The sequence below is a fragment of the Kocuria flava genome, assembly GCF_001482365.1.
Taxonomy (GTDB): domain Bacteria; phylum Actinomycetota; class Actinomycetes; order Actinomycetales; family Micrococcaceae; genus Kocuria; species Kocuria flava.
Genome location: NZ_CP013254.1, coordinates 1,085,878 through 1,106,491, shown reverse-complemented (window position 1 = coordinate 1,106,491; position 20,614 = coordinate 1,085,878). Strand labels below are relative to the sequence as shown.

At 73.6% G+C, this 20,614-nt stretch carries 20 protein-coding genes; 13 read left to right on the top strand and 7 right to left on the bottom strand.

From position 1 onward, the window contains the following. Positions 1-28 precede the first annotated feature (28 nt). Together AS188_RS05010 and AS188_RS05005 are read right to left on the bottom strand one after the other, a co-directional pair. Positions 29-832: a hypothetical protein gene (locus AS188_RS05010; RefSeq protein WP_236945058.1), complete on the bottom strand. Its 804-nt coding sequence runs from the start codon at positions 830-832 to the stop codon at positions 29-31. Between the two features lie 28 nt (positions 833-860). Next, positions 861-1,616, bottom strand: coding sequence for a DUF5058 family protein (locus AS188_RS05005; RefSeq protein WP_058857932.1), 756 nt, complete (start codon positions 1,614-1,616; stop codon positions 861-863). A gap of 133 nt (positions 1,617-1,749) precedes the next feature. On the opposite strand from AS188_RS05005, the gene AS188_RS05000 reads away from it, so the two are divergent. After that, the gene (locus AS188_RS05000) at positions 1,750-2,769 is read left to right on the top strand and encodes an AsnC family transcriptional regulator (protein WP_058857931.1); all 1,020 of its coding nucleotides are present in this window, start codon (positions 1,750-1,752) and stop codon (positions 2,767-2,769) included. Positions 2,770-2,851: 82 nt separating this feature from the next. Here the strand turns inward: AS188_RS05000 and AS188_RS04995 are convergent, their stop codons facing one another. From AS188_RS04995 to AS188_RS04985, 3 genes are all read right to left on the bottom strand, one after another. After that, positions 2,852-3,457 carry a superoxide dismutase family protein gene (locus tag AS188_RS04995; RefSeq protein ID WP_083529257.1) on the bottom strand — a complete coding sequence of 202 codons (606 nt, stop codon included), beginning with the start codon at positions 3,455-3,457 and terminating at the stop codon, positions 2,852-2,854. A gap of 197 nt (positions 3,458-3,654) precedes the next feature. After that, positions 3,655-4,686, bottom strand: a complete 1,032-nt coding sequence (locus AS188_RS04990) for an NAD-dependent epimerase/dehydratase family protein (RefSeq protein ID WP_058857930.1) — start codon at positions 4,684-4,686, stop codon at positions 3,655-3,657. 67 nt (positions 4,687-4,753) lie between these two features. Continuing rightward, positions 4,754-5,011: a DUF3072 domain-containing protein gene (locus AS188_RS04985; RefSeq protein WP_058857929.1), complete on the bottom strand. Its 258-nt coding sequence runs from the start codon at positions 5,009-5,011 to the stop codon at positions 4,754-4,756. A gap of 148 nt (positions 5,012-5,159) precedes the next feature. On the opposite strand from AS188_RS04985, the gene AS188_RS04980 reads away from it, so the two are divergent. From AS188_RS04980 to bcp, 4 genes are all read left to right on the top strand, one after another. Next, positions 5,160-5,699 carry a hypothetical protein gene (locus tag AS188_RS04980; RefSeq protein ID WP_058857928.1) on the top strand — a complete coding sequence of 180 codons (540 nt, stop codon included), beginning with the start codon at positions 5,160-5,162 and terminating at the stop codon, positions 5,697-5,699. A gap of 7 nt (positions 5,700-5,706) precedes the next feature. Further along, entirely contained in the window at positions 5,707-6,486 is a 780-nt protein-coding gene (locus AS188_RS04975; RefSeq protein ID WP_058857927.1) for a RibD family protein, read from the top strand. Positions 6,487-6,750: 264 nt separating this feature from the next. Next, positions 6,751-6,939 carry a hypothetical protein gene (locus AS188_RS04970; RefSeq protein ID WP_058857926.1) on the top strand — a complete coding sequence of 63 codons (189 nt, stop codon included), beginning with the start codon at positions 6,751-6,753 and terminating at the stop codon, positions 6,937-6,939. 124 nt (positions 6,940-7,063) lie between these two features. Beyond that, the gene (gene bcp, locus AS188_RS04965) at positions 7,064-7,531 is read left to right on the top strand and encodes a thioredoxin-dependent thiol peroxidase (protein WP_058857925.1); all 468 of its coding nucleotides are present in this window, start codon (positions 7,064-7,066) and stop codon (positions 7,529-7,531) included. 173 nt (positions 7,532-7,704) lie between these two features. On the opposite strand, the gene AS188_RS04960 is transcribed toward bcp, so the two are convergent. Beyond that, positions 7,705-8,496, bottom strand: a complete 792-nt coding sequence (locus AS188_RS04960; RefSeq protein WP_058857924.1) for an SDR family oxidoreductase — start codon at positions 8,494-8,496, stop codon at positions 7,705-7,707. 228 nt (positions 8,497-8,724) lie between these two features. On the opposite strand from AS188_RS04960, the gene uraD reads away from it, so the two are divergent. The 5 genes from uraD (at position 8,725) to aceE (ending at position 15,354) form a co-directional block, all read left to right on the top strand. Next, complete coding sequence (gene uraD / locus AS188_RS04955; RefSeq protein WP_058857923.1) at positions 8,725-9,222, top strand: 2-oxo-4-hydroxy-4-carboxy-5-ureidoimidazoline decarboxylase; 498 nt, start codon at positions 8,725-8,727, stop codon at positions 9,220-9,222. Continuing rightward, positions 9,219-9,545, top strand: a complete 327-nt coding sequence (gene uraH, locus AS188_RS04950) for a hydroxyisourate hydrolase (protein WP_058857922.1) — start codon at positions 9,219-9,221, stop codon at positions 9,543-9,545. Before uraD ends, uraH begins: the two co-directional genes overlap by 4 nt. Before the next feature lie 72 nt (positions 9,546-9,617). Next, positions 9,618-10,529, top strand: a complete 912-nt coding sequence (pucL, locus tag AS188_RS04945) for a factor-independent urate hydroxylase (RefSeq protein ID WP_058857921.1) — start codon at positions 9,618-9,620, stop codon at positions 10,527-10,529. Positions 10,530-10,802: 273 nt separating this feature from the next. Next, positions 10,803-12,356: a nucleobase:cation symporter-2 family protein gene (locus tag AS188_RS04940; protein WP_058857920.1), complete on the top strand. Its 1,554-nt coding sequence runs from the start codon at positions 10,803-10,805 to the stop codon at positions 12,354-12,356. Positions 12,357-12,477: 121 nt separating this feature from the next. After that, positions 12,478-15,354: a pyruvate dehydrogenase (acetyl-transferring), homodimeric type gene (gene aceE, locus AS188_RS04935; RefSeq protein WP_083529256.1), complete on the top strand. Its 2,877-nt coding sequence runs from the start codon at positions 12,478-12,480 to the stop codon at positions 15,352-15,354. On the opposite strand, the gene AS188_RS04930 is transcribed toward aceE, so the two are convergent. Continuing rightward, positions 15,257-16,021: an IclR family transcriptional regulator gene (locus AS188_RS04930; RefSeq protein ID WP_058857919.1), complete on the bottom strand. Its 765-nt coding sequence runs from the start codon at positions 16,019-16,021 to the stop codon at positions 15,257-15,259. The two genes, aceE and AS188_RS04930, sit on opposite strands and share 98 nt — an antisense overlap. A 167-nt stretch (positions 16,022-16,188) precedes the next feature. On the opposite strand from AS188_RS04930, the gene AS188_RS04925 reads away from it, so the two are divergent. Genes AS188_RS04925 through AS188_RS04915 form a run of 3 tightly spaced genes read left to right on the top strand, consistent with a single transcriptional unit; the run spans position 16,189 to position 20,614 of the window. Then, on the top strand, positions 16,189-17,610 hold the full coding sequence (locus AS188_RS04925; protein WP_058857918.1) for an NAD-dependent malic enzyme: 1,422 nt from the start codon (positions 16,189-16,191) through the stop codon (positions 17,608-17,610). A 41-nt stretch (positions 17,611-17,651) separates the two neighbouring features. Continuing rightward, a complete protein-coding gene (gene aceB, locus AS188_RS04920; protein ID WP_058857917.1) occupies positions 17,652-19,265 on the top strand; it encodes a malate synthase A in 1,614 nt (537 codons plus the stop codon). Continuing rightward, positions 19,262-20,614, top strand: coding sequence for a DUF6986 family protein (locus tag AS188_RS04915; RefSeq protein WP_058857916.1), 1,353 nt, complete (start codon positions 19,262-19,264; stop codon positions 20,612-20,614). The genes aceB and AS188_RS04915 overlap by 4 nt, the downstream gene beginning before the upstream one ends.

Here is a 20,614-nt window from a genome sequence, read left to right as displayed (position 1 = left end):
CCTTCGGGGGTGCGGGGTGCGGGGTGGCTCAGCCGCGGGCGGTGTCCTCGGTCCGCGGCGGGACCGGTGCGGCCGGGTCGCCGGGGCCGGCCGGCACGGCGGGGGCGTCCGCGGCGGCGGGGGCGCCCGCCGCCGGTCCGGACGGCGCCGCGGTGCGGTCGCGCAGGAACCACGCCAGCACCGCGGTGGTGAGCACGGCGATGGCCGTGCCGAAGAAGGCCAGGGACGGGACCGCGGGCACGAGCACGAACACCACGAGGGCCGCGACCGTCCCGGCCACGAGGGTCATCCGCAGGTTGCGGGTCGAGACGATGGCCTGGACGAGCACGGCGCCCATGACGGAGGGCAGGATGTAGGTCTGGACCACCGCGATCACGTCGGCGGGCACGACGCCGACGAGCCACGTGCCGAGGACGCCGACGAAGACCAGCAGGGAGACCAGGTGCACCACGGCGGCGCCGCCGATGGCCATGACCGCGGCCAGCTCGCCCCGCCGGGTCCCGGGCCTGGCGCCGATCGCCGACTGGGCGATCAGCGCGGAGGGCAGCAGCTTGTTGGAGATGTTGCCGATCATGAAGGCCTGGTACATCGAGGCCTGCCCGAGGATCGGGTAGTAGGTCAGCGGCTCGACCACCCACAGCACGCCGAAGGTGCCGGCGATGGCGATCAGTGCCGTCCAGATCCGGGCCTGCTCGACGTCGAGCCCGCTGAAGAGCACGAGGTAGGCGGGTCCGGCGAGGGCGAAGAGCAGCCCGGCGATCATCGTCAGCCGGCCCCAGCGGGCCGTGGTGGTGTCGAACTCGCGCAGCGCGGCGGTGTGCTCGGCGTTCATGGTGGTTCTCCTCCGGTGGGTCGGCGGCTCAGGCGGCGGGGAACAGGCCCGCGCCGACGGTGAAGTAGGTGACGACCAGGGCGGTCAGGATCGCCAGGCCCAGGGCCCACTCGCGGATCCACCGGCGTCCCAGCGCCCGGGCGACCCCGAGGCAGACCGCCATCGCCGCGGCCGAGGCCAGGAAGGCGACCACGTGGTTGCCCGACTTGGGCAGCTCCGCCAGGCCGAGGGCGAAGAAGGCCCCGAGCAGGGCGGCGCCGGGCACGACGGTCATCACCGCGGGGTTGACCCGCCGCAGGCTCACGTCCCCGCGCTTGAGCAGCGGGGTGAGGATCAGCGTGGCGAGCATCCACATCGCCCCGCCCAGGCTCATGGCCATGAACGCCACGGCGAACACGCCCTGGGTGTAGCTGGGCCCGCCGAGGTCGGCGCCCATGGTGCCGGCGGCGATGCTCGCCGCGCCGGTCTCGAAGGACACGGACCCGATCAGCCCGATGCGCACGAGCACGGCCGGGGCGCCGAAGACGGTCAGCAGGGCCACCGCCACGAGGGCCACGGCCAGGGACGGGCCGACGGCGGAGACCGCGCCGGCGCGGAAGGAGGTCCGCAGCTCCTCGCGGGTCATCCCCGCGGCCGGGGCGGCGGTGCGGGCGGCCCGGACGTAGACGAGGGTCTGGACGACGATCACGGCGAAGACGCCGAGGGCGCAGATCCACAGCACGGGCAGGTTGGCCACGGACAGGATCTCGGTGGAGGCGCCGTCGACGACGGTGCGGAGCGGCATGGGAACTCCCTGGACGGTCGGGCGGGCGCGGGACGCGCTCGTTGGTCGGATCGAGCGTGGCGTGACCCGGATCACGACCGCCGCAGAACTGCGATAAACTGCATACGAGAACCCTCACACCGAAGGATCGAGCATGGAGCTGCCCGTCGAGGACCTGGAACTGGTCCACGCCCTGCAGATCGCCCCCCGCGCCACGTGGACCCAGCTGGGCGCGACCCTGGGGCGCCACCCCACCACGCTCGCCGCACGCTGGGAGCGGCTGCGCACGGAGGGCCGCACGTGGGTGACCGGCCACCTCGGCACCTCGGGGACCCGGGGCTGCGCGACCTTCATCGGCCTCGAGTGCCGTCCCGGCCACCGGGAGGAGGTGCTGCGGCGGCTGTGCGCGAGTCCCGAGATCAGCACGGTGGAGGAGTCGGCGCGCGCCTGGGACGTGCGGCTGACCGTGCTCACCCGCGACTGGCAGCAGATGACCCGCGACGTGCTCCCCCTCGTGCGGGCCGACCCGGCGATCCTGCGCAGCCGGGTCACCGTGGCCACCCGCCTGTACGCCATCGGCAGCAACTGGCGCCTGGACGTGCTCACCCCCGAGCAGCAGCGGCGGGTCGCGCAGCTGCGCGGCGGGCCGGAGCGCCCGCACGGGGCGGTGCCCCCGCACCTGGAGGAGCTCACGGCCGTGCTGCAGCGGGACGGGCGGGCCACCGCGGCGCAGGTCGCGGCGGCCACCGGGACCCACCCCACCACGGCGGCCCGGCACCTGCGGCAGGCGGTGGGGACGGGGCTGGTGGCCGTGCGCTGCGAGCTGGCCCAGGAGCACTCGGGCCACCCCGTGCCCTGCCAGTGGTACGTGCGGGTGCCCCCGGCCCAGCTCGAGGCGGCGGTGCGCTACCTGCGCTCCTACCGCACGCTGCGGCTGTGCGCCTCCACCACGGGGGACACGAACCTGACGTTCCTGCTGTGGCTGCGCACCCCCGGGGAGATCCTCGAGGTCGAGGCCGGGCTGCAGGCGGCCGCGCCCGGGGTGCAGGTCGTGGAGTCCGACGTCGGGGTGCGCACGCACAAGCGCATGGGATGGATGCTGCGCGACGACTCGACGGCCACTGGGGAGGTCGTCGTCCGCGGCGGGGAGCCCGCCCCGCCCAGGGGCCGGTGACGGCTCGCGAGCCCGCCGCCCGGGCGGACCACGGTGGGCCGCCCGCCCGCCGGACCCTCCTCCTGCGGCCCCGCTCCCCGGTCTACTCCACCACGCCGCAGGCCAGGCGGGAGCCGGCGTCGCCGGTGCCCAGCGTGTCCTCGTCCGGCCCGTCGGGGGCGTAGCGGTCGGGGATGTTGGCGTAGTTGTCCGCCCCGGAGTGGATCATCACGGCGCTGCCGTCCTCGTCCCGGAGCTCGTCCAGGGTGAACCGGTCGGTGAGGACGGTCAGGGCGCCCTGACCGCTGTCGGTGACGTAGAGGCTCGGCAGATCACCCGCGTGGTCGGGGTGCTCGCCCCGCTCGGAGCCGAGGTGCCCGCCGGCTGAGAGGAACGACCCCGTCGCGGCCGGGTCGCCCGGGGCCGCACTGTCCGGCTCGCACAGGCCCGTGCCGTGGACGTGCAGACCGTAGAATCCCGGCTCCAGACCGTCGATCTGCGCCTCCACCCGGATGCCGCCCTCGGCCTCGGTGAACCGCACGGTCCCCACTCCGGCCTCCTCCGCGGTGCGCATGCTCGCCGCGAGGGCATCGCCGCCGGGCGCCGTGGTGGCCGGTTGCCCGGCGTCGTCCCCGGCGGTGCCGCCGCAGCCTGTCAGCACCAGCACGCCCGCCGCTGCGAGCATCCCCACCTGTGTCCTGAGCCGCATGAGAGATCCTCCGTGTGTCTGCGACGGGCGCTGTGCTGGGACGCTACGCCCCGGCGCCGGCCCGGGGCAACGGTCGGCCGCGGCCGTGACGGGGCCCCGGCACGACAGCCGGTGCTGCGGTCCCCACCGGGACGTCGCGTCGCGAAGGACGCGAGGCCGGCTGCCGCCAGTGACAGCAACGTCATGGAGGAACACGGTCAGACCAGCGGGGAGCGCGCGCGGTGCTCCGCGTTGCCCAGCCCCTCGGGGCCGCCGGCGGCGTCGAGCAGCTCGCGGATCGCGTCGAGGGAGCTGACGGTCTCCGACCACCCGGTGACCTCGCGGATGCGGGTGGTGTCCATGACGGGCACCGCCTCGGCCAGGTCGATCCACCCGGGGTCGGTGGGCTGCAGCCGCAGCCGGTAGGCCAGGGCCACGACGGCCCGCACGAGGGCCGGGGGGACGGGAAGGACCCGCCGAGCCCCGAGCACCCGGGCCAGCCCGTCGGGGCCCACCACGGGCTCGGCGGCGACGTTGAAGGCCCCGCCGGCCCGCTGGTCGATCACCCGCCAGAGCGCGTCCGCGACGTCGTCGGTGTGCAGCACCTGGAAGCGGAAGCGCTCCGGGAAGGGCAGGACGGGCAGCCGCAGCCGGGCCACCAGCCACCGGGGCACGAGCGGGCCGAAGAAGTAGTCGTGGATCTCGGGCCCGGCGGCCGCCTGGAACAGGAACCCGGGCCGCAGCCTGGTGACGAGCACCTGCGGGTGCGCCGCCTCGAACCGGTCGAGGATCGTCTCGGTCTCGGCCTTCTGCACGTTGTAGTGGGAGGTCTCGACCCCGCCCAGCGGCCAGGACTCGTCGACGGGCCGGTCCTTGGGCCCCGGGGCGTAGGCCCCCAGCGAGGAGGGGTAGACGACGTGGGGGACCCCGGCGAGGGCGACCGCGTCGAGGACGTGCACGAGCCCGTCGACGTTGGTCCGGTGCATCACGGCGCGGTCGCGGTTGGGCCGGATCAGCCACACGAGGTGGATCACGGCGTCGGCCCCGCGCAGCACCTCCGCGAGCGGGGCGACGCACTCCTTGTCGGCGACGTCGAGGCGGTGCCACTGCACGCCGTCGTACGGCGCCCCGGAGCGCTCCGGGCCGTGGCGGCTCACGCCCACGACATCCGTGACCCCGGGCGCGGCGTGCAACCGCCGCAGCACGGCGGTGCCCACGTTGCCGGTCGCTCCCAGCACGACGATCCTCACGGCGCTCTCCTTCCGGTCGGCCGCCCTCGCGGCGGGTGTCCTGGCTGCCGCCTGCCCGGGGCGGGGACTACTCGTCCCCGACCCGGTCGCTGCGGTCCTGCAGCCGGTCGATGTGCTTGGAGGCCTCGGCCTTGGTCAGGTCGGCCGGCAGCTCCTCCCCGGCCTCGCGGGCCAGGGTGTCGAGGTAGCTGCGCTGGGCGGCGGTCATGGGCTCCTCGCCCGTGGCCCACTCGTCCGGGTCCCGGTCGAGCCCGCTGCCCGGCTCGGGGGCCGGGGCGCCGAGGGTCTCGTCGGTGCGGGGGTCCTGGTCGCTGTGCTCGCTCATGCGCCCATGATAATCACATCGCTTACGATCCTCCCGGCGGCGGTCGCACGCCGTCGCCCGCCTGCCGTGCGCGCCCACGAGTCAGTACGCTGGGCACCCACGCCCCCGCGGCCGGACGGCCCGCGGCACCGACGACCAGGAGGTCCCCGTGAGCGAGCAGACCCGGCCCGACGACGACGGAACCGCCCGCCCCGCCGCGCTGCGGGCCGACCGGCTCGAGGCGTACATGCTCGGGCACTACATGGGCGCCCTGTCCGGGGTGCGGCTCTTCGACGAGGCCCGCCGCAGCTGGGCCGGGACCCCCCACGAGGGGCGCTTCGCCACGTTCCACGAGGAGATCCGCCACGACATCGAGGAGCTCGAGACCATGCTCGCCCGGCTCGGCTTCTCGCGGCGCACCCTCGCGAAGGCACTGGGCACGGTCGCGGGCATCGCCTCCCGGCTCAACCCGCTGAGCCGGATCCGCGAGCGCGCCGGGGTCGCCGCCCACGGCGAGCTCGAGATGCTGCAGTCCCTCGTGGTGGCCAAGCGCAGCATGTGGGTCACGCTGCTCGAGCTCGTCCCCGACGAGCCGCGCCTCGACGCCGGGCAGCTGCGCCGCCTCGAGGCCGAGGCCGCCGACCAGTACGACCGGCTGCTCGAGGTCGCCCGCGAGACGGCCCGGGACCGGTTCCGCGCGCACGGCTGAGCCCGCCGTGCGCGAGGTCCCCGCCCGTGACGACGCCGCGGCCCCCGACGGGGCCGCGGCGTGGGCTGCGCTGCTGGCCGGCGAGGTCCCCGCCGCGCACGGCCCCGGCGCGGCGCTCGCCGAGCGCTACGGCCCGCTCGTCGCCCGGGACGGCCCGCTGGTGATCGCCCAGCTGGGCCAGAGCCTCGACGGCTTCATCGCCTCCCGGACCGGCCACGCGGAGTTCGTCACCGGCCCCGAGGACCGGGAGCACCTGCACCGGCTGCGCGCGCTCGTCGACGCCGTCGTCGTCGGCGCCGGCACCGTGGCCGCCGACGACTGCCGGCTGACCGTGCGGGCCGTGGCCGGCGAGCACCCCGTGCGCGTGGTCCTGGACCCCTCGGCCCGCTCCCCGCGGGGGGCGGCCGTGCTGACCGACGGGGCCGCCCCGACCCTGTGGGTCGTGGGCGAGGACGCCGTCGTGGCCGGACGGCTCGCCGGGCACGTGGAACTCCTGCGCCTGCCCGCCCCGGGACGCCGCCTGGCCCCGGCCGAGGTCCTCGCCGCGCTCGCGCGGCGGGGGCTGGACCGGGTGCTCGTCGAGGGCGGGGGCCGCACCGTCTCCGGCTTCCTCGCCGCCGGCGCCCTGCACCGGCTGTTCCTCACGACCGCGCCGATGCTCATCGGCGACGGCGTGCCGGGCATCCGCTTCCCCGGCGCCGACCACCTCTCCGGGGCCGTGCGGGCCCCGGTGCGCCGCTTCGTCCTCGGCGAGGACCTGTGCACGGAGCTGCGGCTGCGCGACTGAGCGCCGCCGCTCCGGCCCCTCTTCTTCGGGCTCCGGCACCCCGGCCGTTCCCGGCCCCGTCCCGCCTCCGGCGGGTCTTCACCCGCTGCCCGCCGGGGCGCGCCACGGCCCGTGCCCGTGGCGACCCGTCGACCCGCGCGCGACCGTCCCGGGCCCCCTGTTCGGGCCCGCAATTGCGCCGAACCCCTTGACCACCTCCGCACTCCACGCTATGTTTCACGATACGGAATTATTATTCCGTAGAATGAACTGTGAGGAGTTCCGATGACCACTGCACCGGCCTACGCCGCCCCGGCGACGTTCTTCACCTACACGGGCGCCGACTGCGACCCGGACCTGAGCCTCCCCCCGCAGCGGGAGCACCGCGCCACCCCGCTGTGGGTGCTCGCGCTCTCCTCGGCCGCCGTCGGCGCGGCCGTGGGCCGGCTCTCGGTCCGCCGCCCGCTCGCCTGACCCCGCCCGGACCGGCTCGCGACCGCCCGGACGCGCCCGCGCACCGGGCGCGTCCGCACCCCGGGCACCGGGGCCGGCAGGGCAGACTCGGACCACGACCACCGCAGCACCACGAGGAGGACCCATGACGCAGCAGCTCCGCGCGGGCGACCCCGCCCCCGCCCTGGCCCTGGCCGACCACGAGGGCCGCGAGGTGGACCTGGCCGGTCTGCGCGGCCGGCGGGTGATCGTCTACTTCTACCCGAAGGCGTTCACGCCCGGGTGCACGTCCGAGGCGTGCGACTTCCGCGACAACCTCGCCTCCCTCGAGAGCCTGGGCTACACCGTGCTGGGCGTCTCGGCCGACGACCGGCAGACCCTGGCCCGCTTCGCCGAGGAGCACGCCCTGCCCTACCGGCTGCTCTCCGACCCGGAGTCCGCGACGGCACGCGCCTGGGGCGCCTGGGGCGAGAAGTCGGTCGGCGGCGAGACGCGCGTGGGCCCGCTGCGCTCGACCTTCGTCGTCGACGAGCAGGGCACGATCGCCTCGGCGGAGTACGACGTGCAGGCGCAGGGCCACGTGGCCCGCCTGCGCGAGCAGCTGGCGGCCTGAGCCGCACCGTCCGCTCATCCCGCCGCCCCCTCACCCCGCCGCCCCATCCCGCACCACCCCTCTCCGCGAGATCCCATCGCAGCTCCGAGATCCCATGCCGCACCCGTGTGCGACATGGGATCTCGGCCTCGGCATGGGATCTCGCGGAAGGGTGAGGGGGAGGGGGGAGGGGGTCAGCCCCGGCCCTGGAAGGGCATGCCCGCGGCGGTCAGCACGAGCGAGTTGACCGTGGCCGAGGGCGGCAGCTGCGCCATGAGCAGCACGGCCCGCCCGACCTCCGCCACGGGGAAGCTCGGTTCGGGCCGCAGCGACCCGTCGGCCTGCAGCGCCCCGCCGTCGGTGCCCAGTCCCGCGAGCAGCTCGGTGGCGGCGTTGCCGATGTCGATCTGCCCGCAGCTGATCCCGTAGGGGCGGCCGTCGAGGTCCAGGGACCGCGTCAGCCCCGTGACCGCGTGCTTGCTCGCCGTGTAGGCCGCCGAGAGCGGGCGCGGGGCGTGGGCCGAGACCGAGCCGTTGTTGATGATCCGCCCGCCCTGCGGCTCCTGCGAGCGCATGATCCGGAAGGCCTCGGCCGCGCACAGGAAGCTGCCGGTGAGGTTGACCCGCAGGGTCCGCTCCCAGTCCGCCACGTCGATCTCGTCGGCCGTGCCGCGCGGGCCGAAGGTGCCCGCGTTGTTGAACAGCACGTCGAGGCGGCCCAGCAGGGCCTCGGCGCGCCGGAACCCGGCCGCGACGTCCGCCGCGTCGGTGACGTCCAGGGGGACCACGTGCGCCCCCGGCCGCCCCTCCGCCGTCTCCTCCAGCGGCCCCCGCCGGCGCCCGGCGAGCACGACCGCCCACCCCTCGTCGAGGAAGGCCCGGGCCACGGCCCGCCCGATCCCCGACCCGGCCCCGGTGACCACCGCCGTGCCCGTGCGCGCCCGGTCGGCGCCTCCCGCCGCTCCTGCACCCTGCGTGCCGTTCATGCCTGCTCCTTCCGCTCGTCGCGCGCCGCTGCGCGCCTGCCGCCCATCCTGCCCGCCGGCCCGCGCGGCGCCGCCCGTGAGCCGGATGTCGCCGGCGCGTAACACTTCGGGGCGAACATGAAAACGATGGACCGAACCCATTGACTTCTGTGCTGTGAGCCACTTCACTGTTCTCAGTGAAATTATTATTTCACATCACGGAATTCAGAAAGGAACCGGGCGCGACCGATGCATCTCACCGAGTTCAACAGCCTGACCCGGGAGGACGCCGTCCAGGCGATCCGCCCGGCGCTGGACGTCCCCCGCTGGCTCGAGGCCGTCGCGGACGCCCGCCCGTACTGGCACCGGGAGGCCCTCCTGGGCGCGGCCCGCACCGCCGCCGAGCCGCTCACCGACGCGGAGGTCGAGCAGGCCCTGTCCCACCACCCCCGCATCGGCGAGCGCGCCGCGGGCGAGGGCGCCGAGGCGAGCCTGTCCCGCGCCGAGCAGGCCGCGGTGGACCCCTCCGACGAGGACGTCCAGCGGCGGCTGCGGGAGGGCAACCGCGCCTACGAGGAGAAGTTCGGCCAGGTCTTCCTCATCCGCGCCGCCGGCCGCAGCCCCGAGGAGATCCTCGAGCAGCTCTCCCAGCGCCTGCACAACGACCCCGCGACGGAGCGCACCGTGGTCGCCGACCAGCTGCGCCAGATCGCCCTCCTCCGCCTCGAAGGGCTGGTCACCGCATGAGCTACGTCACCGCCCACGTCCTCGACTCCGTCGTCGGCACCCCCGCCCGGGGGATCACCGTGGTCCTCGAGACCGCCGACGGCTCCCCCGTCGCGACCGCCGTCACCGACGCCGACGGCCGCGTGCCCGATCTGGGCCCAGAGACCCTGGAATCCGGCGACTACCGGATCACCTTCCGAACGGGCGAGTACTTCGCCGGCAGGAACCAGCCGACGTTCTACCCGTTCGTGACGGTGCACTTCACGGTGCAGGCCGAGGAGAAGCACTACCACGTGCCGCTCCTGCTCAGCCCGTTCGCCTTTTCCACCTACAGGGGCAGTTGACCCAGGAGTCGACGGGACAGCCCGTCGTCGACCGCCCCGCCAGCAGAAACCATCACCGCTAGGAGAAACGTCATGACCGACGTCGTCACCGAGAAGACCACGGACACCGTCGTCCTGGGCAGGAACCAGTACGGCAAGGCCGAGAACCACGTCGTGCGCATCAACCGCGACACCGACCGCCACGAGATCCGCGACCTCGTGGTCACCTCGCAGCTGCGCGGCGACCTGGAGGCCGTGCACACCGTGGGCGACAACGCCCACTGCGTGCCCACGGACACGCAGAAGCAGACCGTGTTCGCCTTCGCCCAGCAGTACGGCATCGAGTCCCCCGAGAAGTTCCTGCTCACGCTCGCCGACCACTTCACCGGCGAGTTCGAGTGGATCACGGGCGGGCGCTGGGCGGCCCAGGAGTACGCCTGGAACCGCATCGACGACCACGACCACTGCTTCGTGCAGAACAAGGACGAGGTGCGCACCGCCGTGGTCGTCGCCGACGGCGAGGAGCGGACCGTGATCTCCGGGTTCAAGGACCTGACCGTCCTGAAGTCCACGCAGTCGGGCTTCGCGGGCTACCCGAAGGACAAGTACACGACCCTGCCCGAGACGGAGGACCGGATCATGTCCACCGACGTCGCGACCCGGTGGCGCTACAACACCACCGACGTCGACCACGACGCCGTCTACGAGGACGTGAAGCGGATCATCCTCACCAAGTTCACCGACCACTACTCCCGGGCGCTGCAGGAGACCCTGTACCTCATGGGCAAGGCCGTCATCGAGGCCCACCCCGAGATCGACGAGATCAAGTTCTCCTGCCCGAACAAGCACCACTTCGTCTACGACCTGGGCTTCTGCGACCTGCCGAACAACAACGAGACGCACTACGCGGCGGACCGCCCGTTCGGCCTGATCGAGGCCACGATCCAGCGCAAGGGGGCCCCGCTGCGCGAGGCCGCCTGGACGGGCATCGCCGGCTTCTGCTGAGCCGGCCGGCCCCGCCGTCCCGCCCCGCGCTCCTGACCGGAGCGCCCCGGGGTCCGTCGTCGTCGCGCGCACGACGACGGGCCCCTCCCCCGCCACACCCTCCTGCAGGTCCGGGCAGCCGCCCCGCCCGCACGCACCGGCGTCCTCGAGGCGCCGCCGCCCGCGCCGGTCCGTTCCGCCGCGTCCTCTCCCCCTCCTCGCTCCGCCCCGGTCCCCGCCCCGTCGAGGCCGGCACCGGGTCTCTTCCGTCACCAGGATCCCTAGGAGAACACCATGGCCAGGTCACGCACCGCCGAGCCGCCCACGACCACCCGCACGCGCCCGGAGGACGAGTTCCTCGGGGTGGGCGCCAGCCTGGGCTACGGCCTCCAGCACGTGCTCACCATGTACGGCGGCATCATCGCCCCGCCCCTGATCATCGGCGGCGTCGCCGGCGTCGACCCGCAGGAGATGGGCCTGCTCATCGCGGCCTGCCTGTTCGTGGGCGGCATCGCGACGGTCCTGCAGTCGTGGGGCATCAAGTTCTTCGGCTCGCAGCTGCCCCTCGTGCAGGGGACGTCCTTCGCCTCCGTGGCGACCATGACCGCGATCGCCCAGGGCGACGGCGGCATCCAGGCCGTCTTCGGCGCCGTGATCGCCTCGGCGGCCCTCGGCTTCCTCATCACGCCGTTCTTCGCCAGCATCGTGCGCTTCTTCCCGCCGGTGGTCACCGGTGTGGTGATCACCGCGATCGGGCTCACCCTCTTCCCCGTGGCCGGGCGCTGGGCCATGGGCGGCAACGCCCAGTCCCCCGACTACGGGTCGGTGGGCAACATCGGGCTCGCCGGGCTGACGCTGCTGATCATCCTGCTGCTGTCCAAGGTCGGCAGCGCGGCGATCTCCCGGCTGTCGATCCTCATCGGCCTCGTCCTGGGCACGATCGTGGCCACGGTGCTGGGCAAGGCGGACTTCAGCACGGTCCTCGAGGGCGACATCTTCGCCGTCCCGCAGCCGCTGGCCTTCGGCCCGCCGGTCTTCGAGCTCGCCGCGATCATCTCGATGTTCATCGTCGTGCTGGTGATCCTCACCGAGACCACGGCCGACATCATCGCGGTCGGCGAGATCGTGGACACCAAGGTCGACAAGAAGCGCATCGCCGACGGCCTGCGCGCCGACATGGCCGCCTCCGCGGTGGCCCCGCTGTTCAACGGCTTCACCCAGAGCGCCTTCGCCCAGAACGTGGGCCTCGTGGCGATCACCGGCGTCAAGAGCCGCTTCGTGGTCACCGCCGGCGGCTTCATCCTGCTCACCCTCGGCCTGCTGCCGGTGCTGGGCCGGGTCGTGGCGGCGGTGCCCCCGCCCGTGCTCGGCGGCGCCGGCGTGGTGCTCTTCGGCAGCGTGGCCGCCTCCGGCATCCGCACCCTCGCCAAGGTGGACTACAAGAACGGCGCGAACCTCATCATCGTGGCGACCTCCATCGGGTTCGGCATGCTGCCGATCGCCGTCCCGGAGATCTACGCGAACTTCCCCGGCTGGTTCGAGACGATCTTCCACTCCGGCATCAGCTCCGCCGCCGTGATGGCCGTGCTGCTGAACCTGCTGTTCAACGAGTTCCGCGCCGGCAACCCGCCGCGGGGCACCGGCTCCGTCTTCGCCAACGCCCCCGTGCGCGCCGTGCGCTACGAGAGCCTCGAGCACCTGCAGGAGCACCTGCAGGAGGGCGACACCGTCCGCGACGGCAAGCTCGTGGACTGCGACGGCAACGAGGTCCCGGTGGTCACCGCCGCCGGCGAGATCATCGACACCCGCATCTGCCGCTCCGGCGACGACGCCTCCTCCGCCCACTGACGTCCCGGCCCGCCCCGGGCCACCACCGACACCGACCACGGACGCGCCGGGCACCGCACCACGGTGCCCGGCGCGTCCCGTCCGCGGGGCACCCCCGCACCGACGAAACGAGGCACGCACCATGACCACGACCCCCGAACGGCTGGGTGAGATCCGCAGCCGGCTCACCACCGACCTCCCCGACGCCGACCCCGGCGAGACCCAGGAGTGGCTGGAGTCCTTCGAGGACCTCGTCGAGACCCGCGGCACCTCCCGCGCCCAGTACATCGTCCGCTCGCTGCTCCAGCAGGCCGGCGCCCGCAGCGTGGGCGTGCCGATGGTGACGACCACCGACTACGTCAACACGATCCCGGCCGACCAGGAGCCGGAGTTCCCCGGCGACGAGGAGATCGAGCGCCGCTACCGGGCCTGGCTGCGCTGGAACGCCGCGGTGCTCGTGCACCGCGCCCAGCGCCCCGAGATCGGGGTCGGCGGGCACATCTCCACCTACGCGGGCGCCGCGACGCTCTACGAGGTGGGGTTCAACCACTTCTTCCGCGGCCCCGACCACCCCGGCGGCGGCGACCAGGTCTTCTTCCAGGGGCACGCCTCCCCCGGCATGTACGCCCGGGCCTTCCTCGAGGGCCGGCTCAGCGAGGAGGACCTCGACGGGTTCCGCCAGGAGCGCTCGAAGGCCCCGCACGGGCTGCCCTCCTACCCGCACCCCCGCTGCCTGCCGGAGTTCTGGCAGTTCCCGACCGTGTCGATGGGCATCGGTCCCATGAACGCGATCTACCAGGCGCAGTTCAACCGCTACCTGCACCACCGCGGGATCAAGGACACCTCCGACCAGCAGGTGTGGGCGTTCCTCGGCGACGGCGAGATGGACGAGCCGGAGTCGCGCGGGCTGCTCCAGCTGGCCGCCAACGAGCGCCTCGACAACCTCAACTTCGTGATCAACTGCAACCTCCAGCGCCTCGACGGGCCGGTGCGCGGCAACGGCAAGATCGTCCAGGAGCTGGAGGCCTTCTTCCGCGGGGCCGGCTGGAACGTCATCAAGGTCCTGTGGGGCCGGGAGTGGGACCCCCTCCTGGCGGCCGACCGCGAGGGCGAGCTCGTGCGGATCATGAACGAGACCCTCGACGGCGACTACCAGACCTACAAGGCGGAGTCCGGGGGCTTCGTGCGCGACCACTTCTTCGCCAGGTCGCCGGCCACCAAGGAGCTCGTCGCGGACATGACCGACGAGCAGATCTGGGCCCTCAAGCGCGGCGGCCACGACTACCGCAAGGTCTACGCGGCGTACAAGGCGGCGACCGAGTTCGAGGGCAAGCCCTCGGTGGTGCTCGCGATGACCGTCAAGGGCTACGGGCTGGGCGCCTCCTTCGAGGCCCGCAACGCGACCCACCAGATGAAGAAGCTGACCATGGCGGACCTCAAGGCCTTCCGGGACCACCTGCGCATCCCGGTGACCGACGAGCAGATCGAGGACGACCTCTACAACGCCCCGTACTACCACCCCGGCCCGGACTCCCCGGAGATCGAGTACCTGCTCGAGCGCCGCCGGCAGCTGGGCGGGCCGGTCCCGGCCCGCCGCACGGCGCACACCCCCGTCGTGCTGCCCGGGGAGAAGGCCTACGCCGGGACCCGCCGCGGGTCGGGCAAGCAGCAGGCGGCCACCACGATGGCCTTCGTGCGGCTGCTGAAGGACCTCATGCGGGAGAAGGAGTTCGGCCACCGGATCGTGCCGATCGTCCCCGACGAGGCCCGCACCTTCGGCATGGACTCCTTCTTCCCCACCGCCAAGATCTACAACCCCAACGGGCAGAACTACCTCTCCGTGGACCGCGAGCTCATGCTCGCCTACAAGGAGTCCCCCCAAGGCCAGATCCTCCACGCCGGGATCAACGAGGCCGGCTCCACCGCCGCCTTCACCGCCGCCGGCACCTCCTACGCCACCCACGGCGAGCCCATGGTCCCGGTCTACATCTTCTACTCGATGTTCGGCTTCCAGCGCACCGGCGACTCCTTCTGGGCCGCCGCCGACCAGATGACCCGCGGGTTCGTCATCGGCGCCACCGCCGGGCGCACCACCCTCACCGGCGAGGGCCTCCAGCACGCCGACGGCCACTCCCCCGTGCTCGCCGGCACCAACCCCGCCGTGCGGGCCTACGACCCGGCCTACGGCTACGAGATCGCCCACATCGTCCGCCACGGCCTGGAGCAGATGTACGGGCCCGACTCCACCGACCCGGACGTCATGTACTACCTGACCGTCTACAACGAGCCCTACCAGCAGCCGGCCGAGCCGGAGGACGTCGACGTCGAGGGCATCGTGCGCGGCATCCACCGGGTCTCCCGCTCGACGGCCGATGGACCGAGGGCCCAGCTGCTGGGCTCGGGGGTCTCGGTGCCGTGGGCGCTCGAGGCCCAGCGGCTGCTCGAGCAGGAGTGGGGCGTGGCGGCCGACGTCTGGTCGGTGACCTCCTGGACCGAGCTGCGCCGCGACGGCCTGGCCGCCGAGAAAGAGCGGCTGCGCGACCCGGGCGCCCCGCGCCGGACCCCGTTCGTGACCCGGCAGCTGGCCGGGGCCGAGGGTCCCGTGATCGCCTCGACCGACTTCGTCTCGGAGCTGCCGGACATGATCCGCCAGTACGTCCCGAACGACTTCGCCACGCTGGGCGCGGACGACTTCGGCTTCTCCGACACCCGCGCCGCCGCCCGGCGCTGGTTCCGCACGGACGTGCACTCGATCGTGGTGCGCACGCTGCAGCTGCTGGCCGACCGCGGCGAGGTCGACGCCGCGGCCCCGGCGCAGGCGCACGAGCGCTACCGGCTGGACGACGTCACCGCCGGCACCACCGGCGGCGCCGTCGTCGTCGCGGGCGGACCCCGCAGGGCGCCGCAGGCCCCGCGGGAGCTCAGACCCCCGCGGGGGCGAGATCGGCGGCGATCTCCTCGGCGATCCGGTGCAGCACCGGCACGGCGCGCGCGGCGAAGTCCTCGTCCACGCGGCTGATCGGCCCCGAGACGGAGATCGCCGTCGGCGTGGGCGCCCCCGGCACCGCCATGGCGTAGCAGCGCACCCCGAGCTCCTGCTCCTCGTCGTCCACGGCGTAGCCGCGCTCCCGGATCCGCTCGAGGTCGGCGAACAGCGCCTCGGGGGTCCCCAGGGTCTTCTCGGTGGGCGTGGGCATGCCCGCGGAGAGGACAATCTCGCGCACGCGCTCGTCCGGCAGGGTCGCCAGGATCGCCTTGCCCACCCCGGTGTCATGCGTGTCGGCACGGCGGCCCACCTCGGTGAACATCCGCATGGACCGGTTCGACTGCGCCTGGGCGATGTAGACGACCTGCTGGCCGTCGAGCACCGCCATGTTCGCGGACTCCCCGAGCTCGCGCACGAGCTGCTCCAGCCGCCCCCGCGCGGCGGAGCCGAGCTGGCGGCTCGCCCCCTCCCCCAGCGGGATGAGACGGGGCCCGAGGGCGTAGCTGCGGTTGGGCAGCTGGCGGACGTAGCCGGAGGGCACGAGCGTGCGCAGCAGGCGGTGGATGGTGGGCAGCGGCAGGTTCACGGTGGCGGAGAGCTCGCTGAGGGACATCTCGCCGCCCGCGGCGGTGATCACCTCGAGGAGCTCGAAGACCCGCTCCACCGACTGGACGCCGCCGGTGGCAGCTCGTTCGGCCATGGTTGTGCACTCCTGTTCGTCGCGGACGGGACGGGGCAAGCTGGACCTCGACACGTTCAGCCGATCCTGCTGTGACCTTGCCAACACCCCGGTCGTTCCATAATATCCATAATACGGAATTTTCATTCCGCCATACGATGAAACGCCCGTCCCGACCGGAGGAACCCATGGCCACTCCCAGCCCCGGATACTCGATGATCCTGCGCGTGCAGGCTCCGTCCAGCTTCACCGCCACGAGCGAGATCGCCTCCGCCGCCGCGACGGCCGGCGCCGCGGTGACCGCCCTCGACATCGTCGAGTCCCACCCCGACCACGTGGTCGTCGACGTCAGCTGCAACGTGGCCGACGCCGCCCACCGCGACGAGGTGCGCGACGCCCTGGAGGCCCTCGAGGGCGTGCAGGTGCGCAAGGTCAGCGACCGCACCTTCCTGATCCACCTCGGCGGCAAGATCGAGCTCACCCCGCGGGTCTCGCTGCGCAACCGCGACGACCTCTCCCGCGCCTACACCCCGGGCGTCGCCCGCGTGTGCACGGCCATCGCGGAGAACCCCGAGGACGCCCGCCGCCTGACCATCAAGCGCAACACCGTGGCCGTGGTCACCGACGGCACCGCCGTGCTCGGCCTCGGCGACATCGGCCCCGCCGCGGCCCTGCCCGTCATGGAGGGCAAGGCCGCCCTGTTCAAGGCCTTCGGCGGCGTGGACGCCTGGCCCGTCTGCCTCGACACCACCGACACCGACGAGATCGTGCGCATCGTCAAGGCCATGGCCCCCGTCTACGGCGGCGTCAACCTCGAGGACATCGCGGCCCCCCGCTGCTTCGAGATCGAGGCCCGCCTGCGCGAGGAGCTCGACATCCCCGTCTTCCACGACGACCAGCACGGCACCGCCATCGTGGCCCTCGCCGCCCTGTTCAACGCCCTGCGCGTGGTGGACAAGAAGATCGAGGACGTCCGCATCGTGGTCTCGGGCGTCGGCGCCGCCGGGCACGCCATCATCCAGCTGCTCAAGGCGCAGGGCGCCGGGGACATCGTCGCCTGCTCCCGCAAGGGCGCCATCCACCGCGGGGAGTCCTACGACGACGCCCACCGGCAGTGGATCGCCGAGCACACCAACGAGTCCGGCTTCTCGGGCTCGCTCAAGGAGGCCCTGGCCGGGGCCGACGTGTTCGTCGGCGTCTCCGCGCCGAACCTGCTCGACGCCGCGGACGTCGCCACGATGAACGAGCGCGCCATCGTCTTCGCGATGGCCAACCCGGACCCGGAGGTCGAGCCCGCCGCGGCCGCCCAGCACGCCGAGGTCGTCGCCACCGGGCGCTCCGACTTCCCCAACCAGATCAACAACGTCCTCGCCTTCCCGGGACTGTTCCGGGGCCTGCTCGACGCCGGCGCGACCGACATCACCACGGAGATGCTCGTCGCCGCCGCCCGGGCGATCGCCGACTGCGTGGGCGCCGAGGAGCTCAACGCCAGCTACGTCGTCCCGAGCGTCTTCGACCCCGCCGTGGCCCCGGCCGTGGCCGAGGCCGTGCGCCGGACCGCCCAGGAGGTCGGCGCCACCGTCGACGCCTCCGTGCCCGCCGCGGTCTGAGCCCGACCACCCGCCCGTTCCCACGCCCACAGGAGGCACCCATGACCACCAGCACCATCGAGCACGTCCTGCCGCCGGCGCTTGAGCGCGCCGGGGAGATCCTCACCGACGAGGCCCTCGCCTTCGTGGCGGAGCTGCACCGCCGCTTCGCGTCCCGCCGCGAGGAGCTCCTCGGCGCGCGCGAGGACAACCGCCGCGCCGCCGCCGCGAGCGGCACCCTCGACTTCCTGCCGGAGACGAAGCAGATCCGGGAGAGCGAGTGGACGGTCGCACCGGCGCCGCCGGCGCTGCAGGACCGGCGGGTCGAGATGACCGGCCCGGCCGCCCCCGCCAAGATGGCGATCAACGCCCTGAACTCCGGGGCGAAGGTCTGGCTGGCCGACCTCGAGGACGCCTCGAGCCCCACCTGGCACAACCAGGTCGACGGCATCCTCAACCTGCGCGACGCCGCCCGCGGCACCCTCTCCTTCACCTCCCCCGAGGGCAAGGAGTACAGCCTGCGCCAGGACGCGCCGCTGGCCGTCGTCGTCGCCCGCCCCCGCGGCTGGCACCTGCCCGAGCACAACGTCACGGTCGACGGGAAGCCGGCCTCCGGGTCCCTGGTGGACTTCGGCCTGCACTTCTTCCACACCGCCCGGCAGCTGCTGGCCAACGGCCACGGACCGTACTACTACCTGCCGAAGATGGAGTCCCACCTCGAGGCCCGGCTGTGGAACGACGTGTTCACCTTCGCCGAGGAGCACCTGGGCATCGAGCACGGCACGATCCGCGCGACCGTGCTCATCGAGACCATCCCGGCCGCGTTCCAGATGGACGAGATCCTCTGGGAGCTGCGCGACCACGCCTCCGGGCTCAACGCCGGGCGCTGGGACTACCTGTTCAGCATCATCAAGTACTTCCGCGACGCGGGCGAGAAGTTCGTCCTGGCGGACCGCTCCACGATCACCATGACCGCCCCGCTGATGCGCGCCTACACCGAGCTGCTCGTGAAGACCTGCCACCGCCGCGGAGCCTTCGCGATGGGCGGGATGGCCGCGTTCATCCCCAACCGCCGCGAGCCGGAGGTCACCGAGGCGGCCTTCGCCAAGGTGCGGGCCGACAAGACCCGCGAGGCCGAGGACGGCTTCGACGGCTCGTGGGTGGCCCACCCCGACCTGGTCGCCACCTGCCGCGAGGTCTTCGACGCCGTGCTCGGTGAGAAGCCCAACCAGGTGGACCGCCTGCGCGAGGACGTGCAGGTCACCCCCGAGCAGCTGCTCGACGTCCCCAGCGCCGGCGCCGTGCGCACCCAGAAGGAGCTCGCCCTCAACCTCTACGTCGCGATCCGCTACACCGCGGTGTGGCTGTCGGGCAACGGCGCGGTGGCCATCCACAACCTCATGGAGGACGCCGCGACGGCCGAGATCTCCCGGTCGCAGGTCTGGCAGCAGATCCGCAACGGCGTGGTCTACGAGGACACCGGTGCCACGGCCACCCGTGAGCTCGTGGCCGAGGAGCTCGAGCGGCAGAAGGAGGTGCTGCGCGGGGAGGTCGACGCGCAGAGCTTCGAGAAGCACTTCGAGCCCGCCGCCCGGCTGATCGCCGACCTCGTGCTCGGCGAGGAGTACGTGGACTTCCTCACCCTCCCGGCCTACGACCTCATCGAGGGCCGGTGAGCGCCCCGGGGACCAGCCTGCCCGCCTCCTTCGGGCAGCGCGCCGCGGCGCTGCTGGCCGGCACGGACGCCGACCTCGAGCGCCTCTACCCGGGCGACGACGGGAGCCGGCAGCCGGTGCACACCTGCTACGTCCCCGCCGACCTCGTCACCCCGGACACCCCGCGGGAGTGGGGCGAGGCGGCGCTGGCGGCGGCCGAGGAGGCCGGCGGCCCGGAGGTCCTCGCGGAGCTCGCCGGGGTCGAGGAGCACCTGCGGGCGGAGGTCGTGGCCCGCACCGTCCGGAAGCTGCGCGAGGAGCCGGTCGAGGACCTGCGCCTGGACCTCGAGGACGGCTACGGGCAGCGCCCGGACGCCGAGGAGGACGCCGCCGCGGTCGGGGCCGCGCGCACCGTGGCCGCGATGGCCCGCTCCCGCCACCGCGGGCAGGCGCCCCAGCCGGCGTTCGCCGGCATCCGGTTCAAGTGCCTGGAGGCCGCCACCCGCGAGCGCGGGCTGCGCACGCTGGACCTGTTCGTCACGGCGCTGGTGCGCGAGGGCGGGCTGGCCGCCGCGGGGGTCGCCGAGGACGGCCTGCCGCCGGGGCTGGTGCTGACCCTGCCGAAGGTCTCGGCCGTGGCCCAGGTCGAAGTCATGGTCGAGGCCTGCCGGGCGCTCGAGCAGGCGCTGGGCCTGCCCGAGGGGCGGCTGCGCTTCGAGATCCAGATGGAGACGGCCCCCATGATCGTGGGCCCGGACGGGACGTGCCCGATCCCGGCGATGCTGCGCGCGGGCGGGGGCCGGGTCACGGCCCTGCACTACGGCACCTACGACTACTCGGCCTCGCTGGGGGTCGCCGCGGAGTTCCAGTCGATGGAGCACCCGGTGGCCGACCACGCCAAGCAGGTCATGCAGGTCGCGGTCGCCGGCACCGGGGTGCGCCTGTCCGACGGGTCGACCAACCGGCTGCCGGTGGGCGATCCGTCCCAGCGGCGGGAGGCCTGGGCCCTGCACGCCCGGCTGGTCCGCCGCTCCCTGGAGCGCGGGCTGTACCAGGGCTGGGACCTGCACGCCCACCAGCTGCCGACCCGCTACCTGAGCACCTACGCCTTCTACCGCCGGTCCTTCGACGCCGCGGCGCACCGGCTGAAGGTCTACCGCTCCCGCTCCGTGCCGGGCATCGAGGCGGCCGACGTCGCCGACGAGCCGGCGACCGCCCGGGCCCTGGCCCGCTTCGTGCACCGCGGCGTGCTGTGCGGGGCGGTCGGCGCACCGGAGCTCGCGGAGGCCGCCGGCCTCGGCGAGCGGGAGCTGGCCGAGCTCGCCCACCCCGAGGCCGCCCTGAGCGCCCCGACCCCTGGAGGCAGATGA